Here is a 21420-nt window from a genome sequence, read left to right as displayed (position 1 = left end):
GAGCATCTCCAAGCTTGGTTCCTTTGGCTACGGAACCTCCGAGCAGCCCCCCACACCGGCACTGATAAACCCATGACCAAACTTACCTCCCTGTAGCGTGCTGGTAATTCCACCAACCACACCAAAAGCCAGCGACTGGGTCAGCAGCTCACTGCCACCAATAAAATCCCATGCAGAGGTATCTATAGCAGAAAAAGCTGCGCCGGAAATGCCGGATATAATACCAGCTTTAAGTGCATCACCAAAACTTGCCCCTTGAACAAGAGATTCTACAAGTTGGGCTGCAAAGAGAGCCGCTCCGGCCACGTACCAAACAGCGGCTTCGGCCGCTAACACAATGGCGGCAAATAAGGTAACTGCAAAGTGACCCGTCGGATCAGTAGCATTCAAAGGGTTGTTATGGACATAGGAATAACGATTGTACCCTTGGGTAATACTGACACCATCAATAAACGGATCGGCCTGCACAAACCGCCCCAAATGCGGATCATAAATCCGCCCATTCATATGCACCAGACCCACTTCATCCAACATCTCATGCCCGGTAAACCCTCGGGTGGTATTGGTATGGGGGAAAAGAACCAACTCACCGGCCGTCAGCGCCGTCCAGTCGACCGCCGCGCGGCGCTTGCCCCAGGCATCGAAGCTCATTTCCTGCACGATAGACCCGACTTTATCGGTGATAATATCGATCGACCCGAGGTGGTCTTTGTACAGGTACATCTCCTGCGCATTGGAAAACTGATTATCACTCTCATAATTCAAGGTAATGATAGCCACCCCATTGAGATAGCGTTTAACCTCTTTGCTACCATCAGGGCGAGTGATCTTCTCGACACTGCCGATATAAAGTGTGGAGGTCACTTCACCATTGGCATCGTCTACCCGCTTGTAGCGAGCCCGATCGGGACCATACTGAAAGCGGGTCGTATGGCTACCTTTGCTGATACTCAGCGGCTTATCAAAAGTGCTGTAGGTGATTGAACGGCCATCACTGTCACCGGTCATATTGCCATTGCTGTCGTAACTGTAGGTCTTGTTGCCAATCGTCGTACCCGTTACCGCGTGGTCTCCCGCTGTGCCTGCCCCATAGCTGTAGGTGCCGACACTGGCATGAGTGTTCAGCGTGCTGTCACTACGATACGTGTTTTTGGTTTCGATATTGCCAAACGCATCGTAAGTGACCGTGGTGCGATCACCGCCGGTCACCTGGGTCTGCGTCAGGCGATTGAGACCGTCATAGAGAAAGGTTTCCTCGATATTTTTAGTGCCACTGCGGTTGTGGCGCCGGGTCAGATTGCCCAGCGTATCCCAGTCATAGGTCACATCCTGGAGCGTGTTGAGGCCACTTAACAGATCGGCTTCGGTGCGCGTCAGGCGACCGGTAGCGGGATCGAAGTTGTGTCTGGTGGTATGCCCATTGCCAAGCCTCTCTTCGGTGACATTGACGCGGGCATCCATGGCCAGCACCTGGTAGTAGGTGGTGCGTGGGTTACCCCCCACATAGGCCGCATCCACCACCGCGCTGAGATAACCATAGGCATTGTAACGGTGCTCGATCGCATTCTCGTCGTAGTCGCTGCCATCGCGAGCGGCATCGAAGATCTGGAATGTGCGACCAAACTGGTCGTAGGTCACCTTCTCAAAATGTACGCCGTCAGCGGCGTTCTGGCCCAGGCTGGTGACGGTTTCGCTGACACGACCGTAGGTATCATAGGTAATCCCTTTCACGTAACCCGAGACACTGTCCGCTACCTGATCCACTTGGCCACGCCCGGTACCCGTGGTGCCATTGTTATACGTCCAGGTCGCGCTGCCTTCGATACTGTTGTTGCTGCGCCGGTCTACACGGGTCGACTGTCGACCGAGTTGATCGTAGGTCAGGATAGTCCGCTGCCCGTTGGCATCGCGCTGTTCGATCAGTTCGCCAAAAACATTGTAATCGTATTCCCAATCACCTTTGTCGGGATCGGACATACTCGTCTTGCGCCCAAGCAGGTCGTAGGTAAACGTCGTGGTGATGGTACTCGGCACACCGATCGCCGTGCCGTCTGTGCCGGCGCTAACCTGTACCCGTTCCAGTTCCCCCTGCGGTAAGTAGGTATAGCCAATCGTGCCAGCGTGGTTATCCACAACCTGTGTCAACTCACCATAGATGTTTTTTGTCTCGGTTTTGGTCTGCAGCTTATCGTTGGTATAGATAGTCGTCAGGCCGTTATAGTGGACGGTGTTGACACTAGCATCAGGCAACGTCATCTCCACTACACGGCCCAAGATATCGTAAGTATTTTCCGTCCAGTAACCCGGCGTCGCACTGCTGGAAGGCTGCGATACCCGCGCTACCCGTCCCAGGCTATCGTATTCCGTGTTCTGATAACTGACACTGCCGTCGAATTGAAGGGTGCGTGACTGGACCTCGCGGCCGAGCGCGTCGAAATAAGTAGTGACCTTGCTGCCACCGGCTTGGGTACTGGTAACTTTATAACGGGCATTGGCCACATTGTCGCAGCCGTTACACAGCGCGCTAAGCGACTGCGTGTAAGCGCCGGTAGGTGAGTAACGCAGGTACTCGCGTCCCAACGCAGAATAGTAAATATCGGTCGCTATACCGTCGATATCAAGCATCCGGGTGGGCGCGCCATAGCTGTTGCGCGATACTACCTGTTCGGTAATCTGCCCCAGGGCATTCTTGGTCTGGTCGATATAGCGATTCCCGGCATCGTATATAAACTCCGTGGCCCTCGCTGTAACACCGGCACCGCTTTGTGTCACTTTGATCTTATTGCCGAAATCGTTGTATTCGTAACGGGTAGTCAGCTTGAACTGATTATTGTCGGGTTCAATGATCTCTTCTTTGAGCAGTCCCTTTTTTGCCCCTGTTGTGTAGTAGTTAAATGCCGATACGCGCGCAGGTTGTGAAATACCATTGCGGGTATTGACTACCGAGGTTTTGCTTAAACGCCCCTTCTCGCGATCATACTGAGTCAGGCCGTATTCGTTGCTGGTCAATTTAGTGAAGGTGTCGCCGCCGCCACTGGTTTCGACCAGGATAGTCACCGGATTACCATAATCATCGTAGGTGTTAGTGGTGGCCACTGTTTGCACAGGTGTAGTACTGACACTCAGTTTATCGGGGAGTGACAAATTGGTTACCGTGCCATAGGTTATCTCTACACTGCCGGCGAGATAAGGTTTTAGCGCCCCCAAGGCCGCGCTACCGTTGGCTGCAACTGTGTCAGCCCAAGTGTTCTGGAACCCTTTTAACGCCCAGGTGTTTTCCGCTTGACTCAATACCTCACCGGCACCAGTCATCACCAGGGTCTCCAGCGGATAGCCGATAAACGGCCAGTCCTGCCGGTAGGTGGTGACCGTGTCCACGCCGGTCTGTTCATCGATGCTTCGCACCTTGCGAAAACCCAGGAACCCGCGGCCCGATGCCTGTATTTTCGCCTCCGCATAGGCATAGCTGATAGCACTTTGTGCATTGGGGTCCGCCGCGGTGGGCGCGCTGCTGGTTACCCGGGTCACGACATAGGCAGGGCCGTTGAACTCCAGTACCGGCGCGACATCTTCGACTTGCAGCGAGTGCGCATCGGGTGGAAGGTAGGCAAACGGATCGTTGAAGTAGCTGTAGTCACTACTGAAAATCGGGTAGCACAGATTGCCGGGACCATAGATATTTGGGAAACAAACCTCTGAACCCGTTACCGTTATATCGGCTCGGGCGTAGTGGTCAGTCTGGTTAAGTGCCTCAAATTCAATATGGGTATCGACACCCAAGCCGTTGCTGATTGTGGTGATGATATCGCGCGGACCGGTGCCGGTGTTGGGGTAGAAGGTAAACGTTTCATCCTGGTAGCGCACATAATCAACTACCCCGTCGCCCGTCCAGTCGACCAGCAAATTTTGTACTGTTGCGTCAAGACTCGTGTACAGAGGCAGCGACACACCGTTGTAGTGCCATTGAATATCCACAGCGGTAGCCAGGCTTTCCGTCTCCGGGTCCCAGTGGCGTACCATCAATTTTCTCTGTGCCCTGTCATGCCAAACGACATCGAGGTAACCGTCCTGGTTATAGTCGATTAGCTGCAGGGCCTGTTCCCTGGCTGCAGACAGACCGGCAGCCGACACCACGGCACCCTGAGGCACCAGCGTTTCACCATCGCTCAAGAACAGGCGCCATTCGCCATGCTGTTGATCAAAGTTCAAGACGTCAGACAAACCGTCGGCATTTATGTCACCAAATACTATATATCCTGACGCTGCGATTGGGAGCTCATCATATTGGTCCGGGAAGGTGTCCCGATTGAGTATGCGATACTCTAATTCGCCATTGGCATTAACAGTGCTGACTTGAATCCCATAGAGATATGCTGTTATGGGCTCTTCGGTTGGACCAATATCCTGGTATTGCCCGTAGAACAGGATATCCTCTCGACCGTCACCATTAATATCGCCCGCCCCCCTGACAGGCCTGACGTCATCAAAATACATCCAGTTCGAGGGATCGATAGCCAAAGGTTCTGCGCTACTGAAATGATAGGCCGTGGCAGAAGAGGCCGCCTGAGACGGATCTCTCTGCAGATAAAACACATTGGTGCCGTCCCAAGCGTCGATCAAGCCATCCGAATTGATATCTATCAAAGCTATATTCAGAGAATTAAAAGGAAATGTGATATCGGACCTGCGCGACAGTTTCCAACCTCCCTGCCCATCGGGCACCGACAAATACAGCTCCCATTTGGCGGCCCGCAGCGACCATACCATAATATCCTGCCGGCCATCGGCGTTGTAATCAATCACCTTCATCAGGATGGTTTCATTGGCGTTTTCGCCGTATTTGTAGTGCTGGGCACCACTGGCAAAAGACTGCCGCACCATGCTGGTTCCATCGGACACCGCGTATTTCAGGTAATGGTCCTGATCGTTGCTGCCGGTCGGCACAAACCTATCCAACCAGACCATATCCAACTTACCGTCGCCGTTAATATCCGCCATCTCAAAACCCGCCAGATGGGTCTTGCCGCCGACGGCCACTCTAAAGCTCATGCTGGGGTCGGATGAAATACCGGGTATCGGTGTGTGCCAATCGAATGTGGTTATCGCAGGCAGGCAGTCGCTGTTGCCAGTGCGGCATTCCTGCACACTGGCCAGGCGACTGGTTTTATTGGCGGCGTTGCCGGTCGGCAGATTTTCGTAGGTCAGGTTGTACTGCCGAACTGTCACGCCCTCATTAACAGATTGAATTGCCTTCAGCCGCTTGCGCACAGTGAGCTTGTGACCGGTGACATAGCCACCGATAATATCGGGTCGATCCTGCAGATCGTAGTCAAACACCAGCCGGGTGGTGGAAGTGCCCGCCGGTGTATATGTCGCCGTCGCAACTGTTTGACCATAAGCGTAGTAGATGGCGCTGATCCGATGCCCGTCAACATCATTCAGATAGTCAAATACAATCGGGTTGCCGACACTGTCGTTAAATTGTTTTAACGCCCAGCTATAGGTTGTACCCGCCTCAATGTCGAGGCTGGCATCGACTGTAGCGCCGTAGTAACTTACAGAGCCATCTTTGCGCTCCACTTTGAAGTGATCGGGGTCTCCCGCCGTTCCGCCGATGGCGGTGATCTTGGCAAAAGAATCGATTTCGGTTTTGTAGGTTGAGCCGACCGACCCGTAAGCACCCGCCGAAGTCAGCAGCAGGCGTTTGCCGTCCAGGCAGAAGCGATCCCCATCACTCCAGGTAATAGGTGCCGCCATGCCGTCCTGCTGCAAGGTCTGGCGGCAGCGGGTAATGGCCGAAAGCCCACCCAGACTCCACCCTTTACCCAAAAGACCGTTACCCGTTTGGCTGCTGTAGTTTAAGCTGATCTGGGGTGCTACACCCGCGGTGCCGGCCAACGTGGCAATCGGGATGGTGTAGGTGGCACTACCGCTCTCATCGACGCGAAACTGTCCGGCGATAGCACCCACGTCATCCGAGCCGTCAATAAGCGCCTGGTCCACGCTCGGCACAGCGGCCGGGACCGGCGCCGCCTGAATAACCCCCGGCAGAACACCGGCAAACTGGCGCGGCACACCGCCGGCGTCGGCCAGATAGTTGATATCACCGCCGTTGCTGCCGGCGCCGACCAGGATAATATCCAAACGGCCGTCATTGTTGCTGTCGGCAACAGCCAGGGTGAGACTGCGGTCGCTCAGGCTGTGATGCTCAAGCGCATCGGCACCAGTGTATTCAACCAGGATAACCGGCAGAGCCCTGCCGGCGGTGCCCGTCAATATCAAAGCCGGGTCACTGCCGGTGGCACCGCGCACCAGGGCGTCCAGATGGGTATCATCATCGAAGTCGGCAAGGAAATAGTCGTCGTCGTTGACTGCCAGCGTCAGGGGGGCCAGTTGGGCATCGCTGAGCGTCAACGCCTGGGGAGCGCTGTAGCCGGCGCTGTTTTGATAGACGACGAAGCTAGGTTCATTGATTTTTATGGGGGTAACAATATCCCCATGCAGCAGCACAAAGCGGTCTTTGCCGTGAAAATAAATATCCTGTTGACCGTTATCGTCGATATCGCCGTAATAGACATCATAGCGATCTGCGCTCAAGTGGCTGGCCTCGGCAATACTTGCCGCCCCAACAGCCAGAAAAGAAACCAACGCCGTAATTACGCGGCGAAAAACCATAAGATCCCCCAAAGATCACTGGTCAAACCATGACTTACAAACAGACTAAAAACATAGACGGTGGGTACTAAAGGAAATCAGCCCACTGTTGCAGCAACGCCGTGCTAAAGAAATTGCGGTTATAAGAGGCTTAATTGACCGCCGCCCTCACCATAGGCAATATCTATCTCTATAATCCCTGTTTGTCTTTCTAAGCACTAAATAGTAAAGAGGCCAGGCGTAGAAAACAAGTGGGAATCGGCCAGGCAGAGAGACCGATGGGCCTGCTTTAAAACCAAATCGCGGCAACCCGCGGAGTGCTCTGCAGAAGCACGTCGTCGCACGCGGGTGGCCGGCCCTTGTATGAGGTCCCATTACCCGCAGTGGCTTGTCTAGAAAACTCGATTTTACTTAAGGACGAGGTACTCAAGACACCGGCAGGCATACCACACTTGCCGTAACTGTTTACTTTCTGAGTGGCACGCCCCATAAACCGGCCGGTGTTGTCGATACCACTTGTTTTAACGAAGGTGCCGGAACGAATCTGTTTAAGCGTGAGGACAGCATATTCCTTAATGTCCAACTATTAGCTGAGGGCAGTGATTTTTATTTTACCGAGACAGCTGTTAAAAATGGGACAGAGCACCATAAAGCCTCATACACCAGCGGCGTTTACACCGTCCGACCTCTTTGATTTGTTGGCTACAGTTTTACCTTTGATATTGATATATATGTGCTCCCAATCATGACCAGAAATCACGTCAAAATCTTTTAGGTTCGCACACCGTGTTACCACAAGCCTTTTCAAATTTGGTGCAAACTCAAAAATAGAATTAATTGATTCAAGATTTCTACAATAATGGATTTGTAGCTCCTCCAGCTCACTCAGAGTTGGCATTCCTTCCAACGAAGCGGGGTTACACCAATTGAAATCGAGCTGCTTCAGGCTTTTGGGTAACTCGATACTTGCGTAGGATTTGTCTTTCGGTTTAAATCTCCAAACATCAAGACTTTGAAGAGAATTCAAATCTCCAAAACCGCAATCCTTGCGAACAGGGTACCAAACTGCCTTTCTGAGGTTTTTAAATTTTGAAAAGTCTATAGCGGGCCGTTTTTCATGAATGCCAAAATATGACAGATCATCTAACGAATACAATCCATCTACATTCTTTAGAGCGACCTCCCAAAACCAAACCTGTTCGATGAATGGAATTTCACGCAAAAAATCCAGGTTGTCTTGTTTAAAACCAAATACCGGGCATCCAAAAACACCAAGTATTCTTCGCTCTTGAACTTCTCGTATACAGGCTTCTTTCCGGTTCGTTTCAATTCCTAGGGAATGGGTAAAGCCCAAATCAGATGTTTCTAGATATTTTCCAATTCTTTCTATTGGCATGATTCTAAGTAGCTAACGCCTTTGTATGCCGGCCATGAAGTGAGGCTTGTGGAAATTCGGTCAATGCAGTGGCCGACGTGCTGCATAGTGTTAAGTGTTTTCTACTTCTGTGTACAATCTGTACCTCGATTCATAGTCTTCAGGCACCTCTTTTTCCAGTGCTTCAAACTGCCAGGAAGACAAATCTTCTGATGAAACTGAAAATTCAGGTAACCTATTGCCAAGTTTAAATTCGTAATCATAAACAGTCTGGGAAGCAGGAGATAATACATACTCTAGCGCCTCAATTGGTGTCCAGCCGCGGACATTCCATGCGATACTACCAACACATCATCAAAATGCACGCTATCTCTATTCCTTACGGCTCGAAAGGCCCTGATATAACCCTGACCACTTTTACTCTCGATTAAGCCCGTGAGCAAAAAACTCAATGTATAGTGATCAAGTAAATCATATAGCTCATACCCCCAACGCTGAAGAACATCAACTTCACTCCAGCTATTAATAGACATTGGGACCACATACTCAATATCATTAGCATAGATATAGATTTTATCGTTCTGTACTTTTATATTGAACACTAAATTCATCCACACTTAAGGCCGTCATAAACGGCGGCCACTTGTTAGCCGTTCGGCCCGCATTTTGTGCGGGCGAATTTGATGGCCTTGTTAACTATCTTGCCTAGAACCTGTAAAATTCTTATTCCCAGACTAAATCAAGCCACGAGCCGTAAATCAAACACCCATACTCTCCGTTACCAAACGTCTGATGTCCGACCTGCTTTGCATGTCCCCTTGATACGATATTCGAAATTGCGTTTGTGACATCCAAAGTATCAACTCTCGGACTACTATACGCAGTATTTTGAGGCGATATGATTCTTGCAACTTCTTGAATATTGGTCGGACCATCATCAAATTGGACAACTCTCACACCAGTAGGAGAAAAACCTACCGGGTCAGTAACTCTCTGCTCACCGGAAACTAGGGTATAGCGAGTAGTTTTCCCGAGTGCAGCTACTCGTTATGCATTTATTATACTAAAGACACCGCTTGCTCTTATTATGCGCTTGGTGCCAACAGAAAAATAGCAATTGGCAAAAGCCATACTTTTTCCTACTTTTTGGATATCAGTATATATCTCAATCCAATCGCCCAGTTTAGCAGTGCCTGCATAGTCGACGGTTAAACTTGCTGTGACCATAGGAGTTGGTTCTTTGCCCTGAAAAGCTGCATTGTACCCTAGCGCCACATCAGCAAGGCTGCTGAAAACACCGCCGTGAACCAACCCTCGAGCATTACAGTGCTTGTCTTCAGCTTTAATTCCGATAACCAAACCTCTGTCAGTTTTCTTGTTATAAATTGGGCCCAATAAATCAAGGTATGGGCTAGTTCGAAATATCGGTTCAAAATCTTCTGGAATATCATCCACTATTTCTTTCCTAGTTCTGCATAACGCCGCGTTAATTTGCCGGAACGCAGGTTAAATGGTTTATGGGACATAGACCATGCTAATTTCAAGGATATAACCGTTCTCGCCTTCTGTAACGTCTGCACCAAGCACCAGATCACTCCGTCCCTCGCTAACAGTCCATAAATCTATTAGTACATCCCAATGCCCCCTCATCCATATATATACCGATGACTCCCAAGTTTCACTGGGCAGCAGAATTAGCTCTTCTCCATAATCCTGTATATAGTCTTTTATCTGTTTTTCTGTCCCCGGAGGAACTGGGCAAACACCCGGAACGCCACGAGAGAGTAATCTTTCTCTACGAAAGCCTCCATGATATGTGAAAATATCGGACGCCAAATCGATGGAATTGGGCGCTCACTCTCTTCATCTTTCTCGATTATAACTTCGGTTTCCATTTTCGCGCTACCCATTCGTGTTTTCGCCTCACACCGCGGGCGGCGAAGCCGTCCGACTGCCTTGATTTGTTAAATGTAGAACTACCAGTAAAGCGATAAAGCCAGATAATAATATGATTAAAAATGCAATTGGCCCTACTATTAAAAAAGCAAACGGGAAATTCAAAACAGATCCGGCAATAAAAACTATTTTTGAACTTCTCACTCGGGTGCTTGGCGTAAACAAGTACACCAAAGTAATAGATAGTATTGCCACAAACCCACCAACCAAAGAAAACAGCCAAGCAGGAAAAGATACCCAGCCCTCTTGGTAACAATCTAGACCTTCACGAAGTTCTTTGCAGTATATATCTAACCGAATACCTTCGATGAAGGTGTATAAGAAGTATCCAGCAATTATAGATATTGCAAAAGAACCTAGAATGATGATGCCCTCGATCAGTATTCTCATAGACATTTAACACAGAGCAAACCGATAATTTAAAACGTTGCTTTTTTCAAACGACGTTTTAAATTATCGGAGTTGTACGACTTGTTATACGTTTACTACCAGCCATTAACATTCTTATATATCTCGTAATCTGTGGGAGATACATACTCCCACTCTTTGTTGTTCTTCAATTCATAAGCTTCTTGTGCAACATGTAACACTGCTTCAAATTCCATGTCTTTTGGAAATCCCATGGGATTCTTTAAAATGTGCTCGAAAAATTCTTTCCCGTTGGCAACAACGACGCACCTTGAATATAGAAACCATCGACAGAAAAGTATTCATCATCATTTACATAGGTATCCCGACCTATTTCTCTAGCATGAGCTTTCGTATAAAGCGAGTGGAGTTTTTGAGCCAAAAGTTCTTCAAACTGAAAGGTTTCTTCATCAGGTTTCTTCATCAGGCTTCTTCGATAAATATTCAACAACAGGCTCTACAACTGCCTCATCATCCCTAGTTTCATCCCGATTCAACATACCGATGATGTTCGAGAATTAATTTTCGTTCATGACTCTCCTTACGTACAACGCCGTGGTAAGGGGGTGAGCGAAGCGAGCCACGCAATGCGGAGTCCGGTTGATTGCTTTGTTAAATGCGCCTAGCACGGAAGCACCGAGAATGCCGATCCGAAGGCGTTAGCTATACCGTTTATTACCTCAGTTGTAACCCGTGCTTTATTAAGTGCAATATCAATTAATACGCCAAATATAATCACGAGATACGCTAAGTACCCAAAACCCATATAATCATTGTACAAAATGGTATAGAACCAATCTTGGCCATATAGGTATACTGCTGAAGATAATATGGTGGCCAGAACCAAAAGTACTCCAGGTAAGAACAGATGAGCTATAGCTTTCGGTTTTGCGAAAGATACGATCAGAAGTATAAGAAACATCGCGAAGTTTAACCCTAGGAATATACGAAGTTCAAATTTCAAATTACCAACTATTTCGATGTACTTCCCTTTTATCAGGTCGCCGAGAGTATCTTGGGCAACCTTAATGCTCTTAAGGCGGTCTAAATAACCTGTTGTAATTGACTGAGCCAATGCCTTTGTTCGCTCACAATCATAGCCACACATAGAGGCAATAACCCTCGCTATTTTCTGTGGCAGGTTGTTGTTCAGGTTTTCTCGAATTTGTTCAGACTCTAATCCAAGCTTTTCGGATATACTCAGTGCTTTGCCTGCAACGCTAGAATCTCGTATAGCCTGCTGTTTTTCTCGGACTTCTTTCTCTATCTGGTATTTCACGAATCCCTTTGCCGATTCTTCAATAGTTTTGGGTGATATAAATGTGATAGAGAGTAGAATTCCAAAAAGCAGTATTCCGAACAGCCCAATTGATCTCAGTGTAATACTCATAGCTTCCTCAGTATTTCACGCCGCCAATTTGAATCTTGCGACGAGGCCAGTGGTATACTCGCTTTGCAACCAGAATCGTAAGCATTCTCTCAATGGATAAGCGCCCCTGACCCCTCTTCTTAAATACCTTCTTTCAAAGCATCCACCAGCACCCGTATCTTCTTCATTGATCTGCGGTTTTCCGGATAAACGATATAAATAGCAGGCTGCATACTTCGTGGATTGGCAATATATTGATTGAGAACAACGACAACATCCCCCGAATCAATATCGATCTTCAGCAACCAATCGGGAAGTAACGCAAGCCCTAAGTCTTGTTTCACTGCGGCCAGCAGCACTTCGGAATTATTCGCACGAAGCACGGGGTTTAACGGAATATCTTCCACCCTATCCAATCTATCCGACTTGGCAAAATGCCAGTAATCGACGCTGCTACCATAGTTATAGGCCAAGCACGAATGCTGTTGCAGGTCGGCGGGCTTTTGCGGCACACCACGTCGCTTAAGGTACTGTGGAGAACCGACGATATGCCGCCGTTGCGGTAACAACTGTGTGGCAACCAGAGTTCCTGCGCAAGGCAAGTCACCAATGCGTATGGCAGCATCGATATCATGCGCCTGGATATCGATAGGTTCATCGCTCAGCTGCAAATCCAGGGTAATATCTGGATAGGTTTTCACCAACTGATGCAAAATTGGCATGATACACAAGCGCCCCAGGGCGACAGGCATGGATATCCTCAGCCGCCCTCGAGCCGCACTGTCCAAATCGCGAACAGTATCTTCCGCATGATGTAAATTCTGCAAGACATACCTGGCCTGCTCATAAAATACTTCGCCGGCCGCCGTTAACACTACACGCCGGGTTGACCGATTTAGTAGTGTTGTACCCAGCTCCCGTTCAAGGTTGTTGACCAGGCGAGTAACACTGGAGGTCGCCACCCCCATCTTGCGGGCGGCGGGTGAAAAGCCATTCTCTTTAACGGTGGCCACAAATGCCTCAATTGCTGCCAATTTGTCCAATGTATTTCTCCGTTTTCAACACTCTCTGACAGGGAAGGCGTCTGTGTATCGCCTATTTACCGTGTATCTTTGCGTAAAACGCAAAGATACTTTGCCATTTTGCCATATTATCATCAATACGATTACCCTATAAGCTTCCCCTCGTGGTTAAAGAACCGTTGTGGACCTGAATCACCGAACTAACCCGAATGAGGAAATCTCTATGGATAAACCCAAAGACAACGTGAATATCACCTTCACGTCCGACTTTATTTGCCCCTGGTGCTTTGTGGCCGAACGTCGCTTGCGGGCTGTGGCTAAAGATAGCGGTATCTCTTTGTCAGTCAGCTACCAGCCCTACGAACTGAACCCGACCATGCCGGCAGCGGGCATAAATCGCAAAATCTACCGCAGCACGAAATTTGGCAGCTGGGAAAAGTCCATGGCGTTGGATGCCGGCACGATCGAGGCTGCGGCGGAGGACCCGGTGGAGTTCAACTACGACAAGATACTGACGACACCGAACACCCGCAATGCCCATCGTTTAGTGTGGTTTGTGGGTCGCCATTTTCCAGAAACACTGCCCGACTTGGTGGACCGGATGTTTGAAGGTTACTTCTCCAGCGGTATCGATATTGGCAATATCGACGCGCTGGCGACCTTGGCCGCCAAAGTGGGTTTGGACCACGATGCTGTGTTAGCGCTTCTGCGCAGTGATGAAGGCACTAAAGAACTGATTGCGCTTGAGCGTGAAGCGATTGATAAAGGTGTGCGCGGAGTGCCCCATATTCAAATCGGTGATGCTTACCTGTATGGCGCAGAAAGTGCCGAGCGGATGCGGCTCGCTTTGCAGGCAGCCGCTAACAGCTGATTACATCAACCCACTACTAAAATTGGTGGAGATCACCATGTCACAACACAAAGTCAGTCAATCAAAACCCCAACCTGGCAAAGCCATCGTAATCGGCGGTTCGCTGGGCGGCCTGTTCGCCGGCAATATGTTGCGCAGTATGGGTTGGGATGTGCATATCTACGAGCGTTCCACCCATGATCTGGACAGTCGCGGCGGCGGAATCGTGTTACAACCCGATGTGGTTGAGGTCTTTCGCCGATCCGGTATCGATATTGCCAGTATCGATCTCGGTGTCGATTCCAGTTATCGCACAGTGTTTAACCCGGATGGCTCCATTCAAAGCCAGCACCCGGCCCGACAAACCCAAACCTCGTGGTCCCTGATCTACACCACCATGAAAAACACCTTTGGCGATACTTATTACCACAAAGGCAAAAAGCTGATTGCGATTCAGCAAGATAAAACTACAGCGCAGGTCAATGCCAGATTTGACGACGGTAGCGAAGCCAGCGGCGATTTGTTAATTGGTGCCGATGGTAACGGCTCCACCGTCCGCCAATTGCTCTGGCCCGATGCAAAACCGACTTACGCCGGTTATCTTGCCTGGCGTGGCTTGGTCCGCGAGCGGGATATCCCTGCGGTAGCCGCCGACGGCTTAGTCGGTGATTTTGCGTTTGCCAATAACAAAGGGTCGCATATGCTGGGCTACCTGGTACCGGGCGATAACAATGACACACGAGAAGGACACCGCTACTACAATTGGGTGTGGTATCGCGTCGCTGGTGATGCTCAACTGAAAGATATTATGACCGACAAAGCGGGCAACTATCGCGGCTTCTCTATACCGGAAGGCAAACTGACTGAGCGATGGCGAGCACATGTGTATAGCGAGGCTGAGATTTTTCTGCCGCCCAACTTTGCCGCCATGGTCAACGCCACAGCGGAGCCGTTCGGGCAAGCGATACGCGATTTAACCGTCGATCGTATGGTGAACGGTCGTGTTATTCTGCTCGGTGATGCGGCGTTTATTCCCCGCCCGCATACCGCTGCCAGCACTGCCAAAGCGGCTGCTAATGCCATCGCATTGGCAGAAGCTCTTAAGAGGTTTCCGGATAACATCGACCAGGCTTTGCTGGCTTGGGAGCCACAGCAATTAAGTCTGGGCAAACATTTGTATCGGCAGGGTACAGAAACCGGCAACTACTTGTTGTTTCATCACTAACGCGAGGATATTGGCGGGAGGATTTCAAGCACTCTTTCAAGCAATGCTCTATCCGGAGCTGTTCGCCAAGCCGTAACCATTTACCAGCTTGACCTGCCATCAACACAGAACACCTAGTCGTTTTTGCTAGCCCAGACACATATCCATCTACCGCACAGAAACCACAGGCGGCAGTTCATTCCCTTTAGTCTGCGGCATCGGCAGCTCCGGCAAACCATCGGTCATCATCAACAAACCCTGCTGATAGTGCTCAGTACTGCGCTCATGCTCGCCCAAATGCGCCAGCAGGCGGGCCAGTTCGGCAAAGGTGTCCGGATTTTTATGCAGTCGCAGGCTGCTTTCAAAATAGTCCCGGGCCTTGCCCCAGAGTTCATTGCGCAGGCAGAGCCGGCCCAGTGCCAACATCAACGCGGCGCTGCCGGGGCTGTCCTGCAGCCAGGATTCGGCGGTCAGCAACTGTTTCTGTACGTCCTCACCTTTTACCAGTCCGTACAAACGCACCAACCTCTCATCCCACTTCTTAATCAGGGTGCGGCGCAACAGGCTCTCGGCAGCCACCTCGTCACCATTGGCGTTGAGCTGCTCCACATAGGCCGCCACCATACCGGGATGTTTTTGCATATGGCTCGGGAGAGTCTGCCAGGTCTCTTCCAGCAGCTTCAGGCGTTCCGCACCCAACAGACGTTTTGCCCGCTCGCCGGTATCGCTGATCAATGCCAGATAGATATCATGCTCAATGGTCTCTATCTCTTCGGGTTGGTAAACCTTATGGCGCTGCAGGTCGGGCAGTATTTTTTGCAGCGCTTTCCAGTCGCGCAATTGAGTATAAGACAGTTTCAACAACTCCAGAACCACCGGGTGCTTGGGGGAAATTTTCTTCGCCCGCTCCAGCGTGGCCACGCACTGTTCGTACTGTTTGGCCAGCAGTTGCATACGCGCCTGGGTCAATGCCACCGCCAGCTCGCTGGTCGGCGTAGACTCCTCCGCCTTGTGCAACAACGCCAGCGCCTCCTCCTTCTCACCCAATTCAAAAGCGCTGCGGGAGGCGGCGAGATAGTTGATCAACGGGGTGTCAGCTTTGTGGGCCGAGCGCAACAAATGCCGCTTTGCCTGTTTCCAGTTGCCTTCCATAAAATCGATCAACCCCCGCGCGGTGCGCTTTTGCACACTGCGCACGTGGCCATAAAGCACCCGGTTGGCGCCCGCCGCGAGGACGCCGGTACTGTTTCGCAACAACCACACCGCCGCCCAAAGGATAGCGAAAATCCCAAGCACTAAAAGAATCGCCAGCCAGAACGTCATTTCAACACTGGTGTTATCCAGCGCAATCAGCACGTAGCCACTATGACTGTCCATCAGGTAAAACAACGCCGCGCCGCCGAGCAGTGCCAGACAGGCGAAAAAAAATAACGTCCTCATTCACTGCCCTCCCCGGTAGGCGACGGCGCAGGCGCAAGTTTATGCAGCTTTTCGATATAGGCCTGCAACTGTTCCAGCGATTGGGAAATATCCGGCAGTGCCTGAGCCACCTGTACCTGCTGTAACTGAGCCAACTCGTTATCAAACTGCACGGCGACACCGTCGCGGTCACTGGCCAGTCGGTAGTGAGTCCGCAACCAATCGCGCGCCTGTTGGATACTGCCGGTGTAGATAGCCTGCTCCTGTCGCATCAGCGCCAGTTGCGCCCGCTCCAACATAAAACGCAGATTTTGTTGCAAATAGCTTTGACTGTCCGGCGGCAGGATCGGGCGCAGGGGTTCGCGGTGATGAGTGACGCGAATATAGTCGGAAAACTTGTCAAACGCATCGACAAAATTTCGCTTCACCGCCTGCAACCAATTACTATCCGCAGGCATCGCGGCAGATTCCTCGGCAACCGCCGGCACAGCCCGTTCAGCAAAGGGATTGGGCGGAATAACCGCAAGGTTTTGTACCTGCCCGGCCAGCGCGGCAAGCCGCAGGTAAATACCTTCGCGGTCCACTTTCGGCGCGAGCTTTAATGCCGTCAGGTCCCGGTTGATACCTTCGCGCACCACAAACAGGTCTACATCCTGCAACTCCAACAGGATGGTATCGGCAGCGGCCAGCAACTGCTCGGCATTGCGGCTGTCGTTCTCGATCAGCAAACGCTGGTTGGCCAACTGCAACAGATACTCGGCTTCGGCCAGGCGCCAGTCGTCGCGGTCGGTGGACGACAGCGACAACAGGCGTTTGTTGTGGCTTTCCAGGCGCTGCTGCATCGTGGTCAAAGCCCGCTCCAACGTCGCCGACTGTTGTTGCTGGTTGTGTTGCTGTGATTGTATCTCCTCTTGCGCGCCGGTGAGCAGCGCCTGCAACCGGGTCTGCTGCTGTTGCATCTGCCCGGCGAGCTGCGCCAGCTCTGCAGTCATTTTGTCGCGCTCCTGTTCAACCCAGAGCCAGCCCCAGTAACCGGCGCCTGCCAGGGCAGCCAGCAACAGCACGGTCAACACTGCAAAAAGCCACAGGCCCCGGCCTGTTCGCTTACCGGCTGGGGCGGGCTTTGGCAATTCGGATTTTTGCGCTTCCGGCCCTGATCTTTTTGGATTGGGCCTCTTTGAATTGGACCCCGTTGGCTCTGCCCCCTCCGACTGCGGCGGGTCTGATTTCGGTTCTTCTGAGGTTGGCTCCTCTTGCTCAGGCGCTGCAGACGCTAAAGACGCGGACTCGTCTCGTTCGGCACGCTCCTCCTCGAGCCGCTCCTTAGCGGACTTTGTCGGGTCTGCGGCCGGCGGCTCGGTTTCAGTTTTGTCGGGCACTTTATCTGCCATATTGATTCCTTACTGCAAACTTGATGAAGAGGCATGCCACTCGCTCAACGCACCCAGCATCGCCCGATCCGTCGCATTTTCCGCCACCACCACCGTGTCAAAGCCCAACTCACGGGCCAGCTCCGCCACCCGCTGGCCCGGTACCAGCAGCGGCAGATGCCGCAACACAACCTGGCCGTTGGTTTCGATAACCTGTTCCAGATTAGTCAGGGTTTCGCCGCTGTGCACACTAATCACATCGGCGCGCCGCCCCAACCCGCTGCGCGCCATGGTCGCGGCAGCCTCTGCCGGCAACCGGCGCTGGTACAGCTCGCAGTACTGCACCTGCGCACCGCGCGCGCACAATTGTTCCGCCAACAACGGGCGACCACCGCGACCGCGAAAAATAACCACTTTTTTGTCTGCCACCGCCTGCAGCACCGGCAGCGCCAACAGCGCCTCGCTGTTCATGGCCTGCTGCGCGCTCTGGGCGACAATACCGTCTTCGCGCAGGGCCCGGGCCGTGGCCTCGCCCACGGCGAAATAGTCGATACCGAGCGGCGGTTGCGGCCAATACCGATCGATCCATTCCAGCGCGTGGTGAACGGCGTTGCGGCTAACAAAAATGCCCACCTGATAATGGTCGAGGTCCATCACCAATGCCTTAATACGGTCGATCGACTGGCGATCCCGCAGCGGCTCTATCGCCAACAATGGAATACTCAGGGTCTCAGCGCCGGCCCCGGCCAGGGCCGTCCGCCAGGCGCTCTGCTGTTGCTGTGGCCGGGTTATACAAACCCTGAGGCCGGTCAGATCGGGGGCACGCTTTGCGGGCGACGAGGTCATTGGGGTTGATCGCGGTAGACCGCAGCGAGAATGTCGCCGGCGCCGGCGCTCAGCAAACGCTCCGCCAGTGCCGTGCCCAGGGCCTCCGCCTGCTGCGCCGGTCCGCGAATTTCGTCACACAGTATCCGGCTGCCGTCGGGACTGCCCACCAAACCGCGCACCCACAGGTCTTCGCCGTCGTGCTGGGCAAAACAGCCGATAGGCACCTGGCAGCCGCCTTCGAGGCGGCGGTTCATGGCTCGCTCGGCCAGCACCTGTTCGGCCGTCGCGGGGTGGTGCAGGGGTTTTAGCAATGCATGAGTGGTCGCGTCGTCGAGGCGACACTCAATGCCGACAGCACCCTGGCCGCCGGCGGGCAGGCTCATCTCCGGGGCGATAAAGGCACGTATGCGCTGGCGCAGTTGCAAGCGGATCAGGCCGGCAGCGGCGAGGATAATCCCGTCGTATTCACCGTCGTCGAGCTTGCGCAGACGGGTATTGACATTGCCGCGCAAAAACCTGACTTCCAGATCCGGGCGCTGTTCGAGCAACTGGCACTGGCGGCGCAGGCTCGAGGTACCCACCACACTGCCCGGCGGCAGTGACTGAATCGTGTCAAAGCGGTTGGATACAAACGCATCGCGGGGGTCTTCCCGCGCACAGATGGTCGCCAGGCCCAGGCCGGGGGGAAATGCCATGGGGACGTCCTTCATTGAGTGCACGGCAATATCGGCCGTGCCTGCCAACAGGGCCTGTTCCAACTCCTTTACAAAAAGCCCTTTGCCACCCACCTTGGCCAGCGGCACGTCCAGCACTTTGTCACCGCGGCTGACCAGCGGCACCAGCTCGACGGTCAAATCGCGGTGATAGTTGAGCAGTTCGTCTTTGACATAATTGGCCTGCCACAGGGCCAGGGCGCTCTTGCGGGTGGCGATGCGCAATTTATTCGACATGCGCTTAAAGTACCTCGGTGATGGAGAAATTAGCGTGTTATGAGATGAATAATACCAGAGTCACCCCCGTTGTGCGGGGTGCGGGAATACCGGCCGCAGGCCTTCTTGCAATAACAGGGCTAGATTTGCGCCATCAGCTCGCGCAGCTTGGCCACGTGGCGGCGGCTCACCACCGGCCGCTGCTCAATGTCCTTGAGGCGTATTTGATAGTGCCCCTGGCTGGCCCGCTCCATGCCCTCGATATGCCGCACCGCAACCAGGGCGTTGCGGTGGACACGGACGAATTGACTGCCGAACTCGTTTTCCAAATCCTTCAGGGTATCGTCGATCAGCGTCTCACCGCCGACATGATGGACCGTTACATACTTGTGGTCAGCAATAAAAAACCGCACATCATCAAGCGGAATCAACTCGACACCGCGCCGCGTTTTCGCGCTGATATGGGACCGTTGCGACTCATCCTCCCGACCCGTCTGGCGCTGTGATAACACCGCCAACTGCACCTTGTTGAGCTTGCGCGCCCGGGTCAGTGCCGTCTCCAACTGCTCCTGCTTCACCGGTTTGAGCAGGTAGCCCACGGCTTCGGTGTCAAAGGCGTCCAGCGCGTATTCATCGTAGGCCGTGCAGAAGATAATCGCCGGGGGATCGTCGAGTTCGGCGAGATCGGCCGCCGCACTCAGGCCGTCGGCGCCTGGCATACGGACATCGAGCAGCACGACATCCGGGTCGTGTTCACGCACCGCCTGCAGTGCCCGCTCTGTGGTACCCGCCTGCGCGACCACCCGGCAGTGGTCGATCTTTTCCACCATCCGGATCAGCCGATCCCGCGCCAGCGGCTCATCGTCAACTATCAGAACATCCATTGCCTAAGTGTACCTCAAGTTTCTTTGGGAACCTCAGAACAAATGCACATTTATGCCACTATCAAATCGGGTAGCTGATGGTGGTGATAAACAGGGTGTCGCGCGGTTCCGCCACACAGGTAGCCGAGGGGCCGAAGTGCAAAACCAGGCGATGGCGAATATTCTCGAGGGCAACGCGATTGCCCGTTTTACGCCCGCTGTTGCCGGGCGCCGGCAGCGGGTTGCGCACTTCGAGCGTCAGCCGGTGGTCCCGTACCGACAACTCCACATCGATGCAACCGCCCTCGGGTCTGGGTTGAATGCCGTGGTAGATCGCGTTTTCCAGCAACGGCTGGACCAGCAGGCTCGGTATCAGCGTACCCGCCGGATACTCGCCGATACGCCAGTTGAGCGACAGCCGCGGCCCCAGGCGCAACTGTTCGATGCGCACGTATTGTCGACACAGTTGCAGTTCGTCGGCAACGGGCACCAGGGCGGGTTCCGCCAGGCTGGCGCGAAATAGATCGGACAGGTCCTCCACCACTTTCTCGGCGACCCGGGGCTCGGTTTCGATCAAGCTGGCAATACTGTTCATGCTGTTAAATAAAAAATGCGGCCGGATTCTCGACTGCAGCGCCTGTATCCGGGCCTCCAATTCCGATCGCTGCTGGTTGTGAAGTTGCTGTTGCAGGTAGAAGTAGCGCAGGGCAATACCGGCAAAAATCGCCGCCAGCAGCAGCCCGTCGAGCAGGCCCCACCAGCGGGTTTCAGTGCCCGGCGCGAGCATCCACTGCCCCGCAGCGAGAAAAACCAATGCGATAAACAGCACCAGACCGTAGCTCAGGCTGCCGGCCAGGACCGGCGGTTGGCGCCGCAAAAAAGGCCGCAGAGGACACAGTAAAGCGGCACTGCTCAATACAATCCACTGCACCAAAAACGACACAGCGCCCAATTGCACCCAGTCAAAGCGCTGCAGACCGGCATCGGTCACCACCAGCGCCAGTGCCAGCAACTCACCGACCAATACCAGCGCAACCACCGCCTGCAAGGTACAGAGGTTCGGTAAGAAATCCCCAGGCGGCGCGACCTCACCCGGTTGTTGGTCAGACCGGGGACCGATTCGTTGAGAAATGGCAGCACCTCCCGCAGTTAAGGTATAATGCGCGACCTCAC

General features: G+C 52.8%; 17 protein-coding genes. 3 read left to right on the top strand and 14 right to left on the bottom strand.

Annotated elements, in window-relative coordinates; genetic code table 11:
• Window positions 1-27: 27 nt before the first annotated feature.
• The 4 genes from FKG94_RS20910 to FKG94_RS29620 form a co-directional block, all read right to left on the bottom strand.
• A complete protein-coding gene (locus tag FKG94_RS20910) occupies window positions 28-6675 on the bottom strand; it encodes an RHS repeat-associated core domain-containing protein (protein WP_142928888.1) in 6648 nt (2215 codons plus the stop codon).
• A 634-nt stretch (window positions 6676-7309) separates the two neighbouring features.
• Window positions 7310-8050, bottom strand: coding sequence for a hypothetical protein (locus FKG94_RS20905; protein WP_142928887.1), 741 nt, complete (start codon window positions 8048-8050; stop codon window positions 7310-7312).
• Window positions 8051-9076: 1026 nt separating this feature from the next.
• Window positions 9077-9484 carry a PaaI family thioesterase gene (locus tag FKG94_RS20900; protein ID WP_142928886.1) on the bottom strand — a complete coding sequence of 136 codons (408 nt, stop codon included), beginning with the start codon at window positions 9482-9484 and terminating at the stop codon, window positions 9077-9079.
• A gap of 60 nt (window positions 9485-9544) precedes the next feature.
• Window positions 9545-9865 carry a DUF7668 domain-containing protein gene (locus tag FKG94_RS29620; RefSeq protein ID WP_425460059.1) on the bottom strand — a complete coding sequence of 107 codons (321 nt, stop codon included), beginning with the start codon at window positions 9863-9865 and terminating at the stop codon, window positions 9545-9547.
• Window positions 9866-10037: 172 nt separating this feature from the next.
• Between FKG94_RS29620 and FKG94_RS20890 the strand changes: the two genes are divergently transcribed.
• Window positions 10038-10238 (top strand): hypothetical protein, encoded by a 201-nt coding sequence (locus FKG94_RS20890; RefSeq protein ID WP_142928885.1) that lies wholly within the window; start codon window positions 10038-10040, stop codon window positions 10236-10238.
• A gap of 232 nt (window positions 10239-10470) precedes the next feature.
• Here FKG94_RS20890 and FKG94_RS29615 read toward each other — a convergent pair whose 3' ends face one another.
• The 4 genes from FKG94_RS29615 to FKG94_RS20870 form a co-directional block, all read right to left on the bottom strand.
• Complete coding sequence (locus FKG94_RS29615) at window positions 10471-10623, bottom strand: hypothetical protein (protein ID WP_425460061.1); 153 nt, start codon at window positions 10621-10623, stop codon at window positions 10471-10473.
• Window positions 10617-10817 carry a DUF4240 domain-containing protein gene (locus FKG94_RS20880; protein ID WP_142928884.1) on the bottom strand — a complete coding sequence of 67 codons (201 nt, stop codon included), beginning with the start codon at window positions 10815-10817 and terminating at the stop codon, window positions 10617-10619. The genes FKG94_RS29615 and FKG94_RS20880 overlap by 7 nt, the downstream gene beginning before the upstream one ends.
• Window positions 10818-11015: 198 nt before the next feature.
• Complete coding sequence (locus tag FKG94_RS20875; protein WP_142928883.1) at window positions 11016-11783, bottom strand: hypothetical protein; 768 nt, start codon at window positions 11781-11783, stop codon at window positions 11016-11018.
• A gap of 119 nt (window positions 11784-11902) precedes the next feature.
• Window positions 11903-12805, bottom strand: coding sequence for a LysR family transcriptional regulator (locus tag FKG94_RS20870; protein WP_142928882.1), 903 nt, complete (start codon window positions 12803-12805; stop codon window positions 11903-11905).
• Between the two features lie 202 nt (window positions 12806-13007).
• Between FKG94_RS20870 and FKG94_RS20865 the strand changes: the two genes are divergently transcribed.
• On the top strand, window positions 13008-13655 hold the full coding sequence (locus FKG94_RS20865) for a DsbA family oxidoreductase (protein WP_142928881.1): 648 nt from the start codon (window positions 13008-13010) through the stop codon (window positions 13653-13655).
• Between the two features lie 37 nt (window positions 13656-13692).
• Window positions 13693-14859 (top strand): FAD binding domain-containing protein, encoded by a 1167-nt coding sequence (locus FKG94_RS20860; protein WP_142928880.1) that lies wholly within the window; start codon window positions 13693-13695, stop codon window positions 14857-14859.
• A 147-nt stretch (window positions 14860-15006) separates the two neighbouring features.
• On the opposite strand, the gene FKG94_RS20855 is transcribed toward FKG94_RS20860, so the two are convergent.
• From FKG94_RS20855 to FKG94_RS20830, 6 genes are all read right to left on the bottom strand, one after another.
• Window positions 15007-16278 carry a heme biosynthesis HemY N-terminal domain-containing protein gene (locus FKG94_RS20855; protein ID WP_142928879.1) on the bottom strand — a complete coding sequence of 424 codons (1272 nt, stop codon included), beginning with the start codon at window positions 16276-16278 and terminating at the stop codon, window positions 15007-15009.
• On the bottom strand, window positions 16275-17330 hold the full coding sequence (locus FKG94_RS20850; protein WP_179957744.1) for a uroporphyrinogen-III C-methyltransferase: 1056 nt from the start codon (window positions 17328-17330) through the stop codon (window positions 16275-16277). The genes FKG94_RS20855 and FKG94_RS20850 overlap by 4 nt, the downstream gene beginning before the upstream one ends.
• Window positions 17331-17657: 327 nt before the next feature.
• Window positions 17658-18473, bottom strand: a complete 816-nt coding sequence (locus FKG94_RS20845) for a uroporphyrinogen-III synthase (protein WP_142928877.1) — start codon at window positions 18471-18473, stop codon at window positions 17658-17660.
• Window positions 18470-19405 carry a hydroxymethylbilane synthase gene (gene hemC / locus FKG94_RS20840; protein ID WP_142928876.1) on the bottom strand — a complete coding sequence of 312 codons (936 nt, stop codon included), beginning with the start codon at window positions 19403-19405 and terminating at the stop codon, window positions 18470-18472. The genes FKG94_RS20845 and hemC overlap by 4 nt, the downstream gene beginning before the upstream one ends.
• Before the next feature lie 119 nt (window positions 19406-19524).
• Window positions 19525-20268: a LytR/AlgR family response regulator transcription factor gene (locus FKG94_RS20835; RefSeq protein ID WP_142928875.1), complete on the bottom strand. Its 744-nt coding sequence runs from the start codon at window positions 20266-20268 to the stop codon at window positions 19525-19527.
• Window positions 20269-20329: 61 nt separating this feature from the next.
• Window positions 20330-21286, bottom strand: coding sequence for a sensor histidine kinase (locus FKG94_RS20830; protein ID WP_246125293.1), 957 nt, complete (start codon window positions 21284-21286; stop codon window positions 20330-20332).
• Between the last annotated feature and the right edge of the window lie 134 nt (window positions 21287-21420).

It is taken from the genome of Exilibacterium tricleocarpae, from assembly GCF_007004655.1.
GTDB classification, from domain to species: Bacteria; Pseudomonadota; Gammaproteobacteria; order Pseudomonadales; family Cellvibrionaceae; genus Exilibacterium; species Exilibacterium tricleocarpae.
Note: the sequence above shows the minus strand (reverse complement) of the source record. Positions and strands in the feature narration are given on the sequence as shown.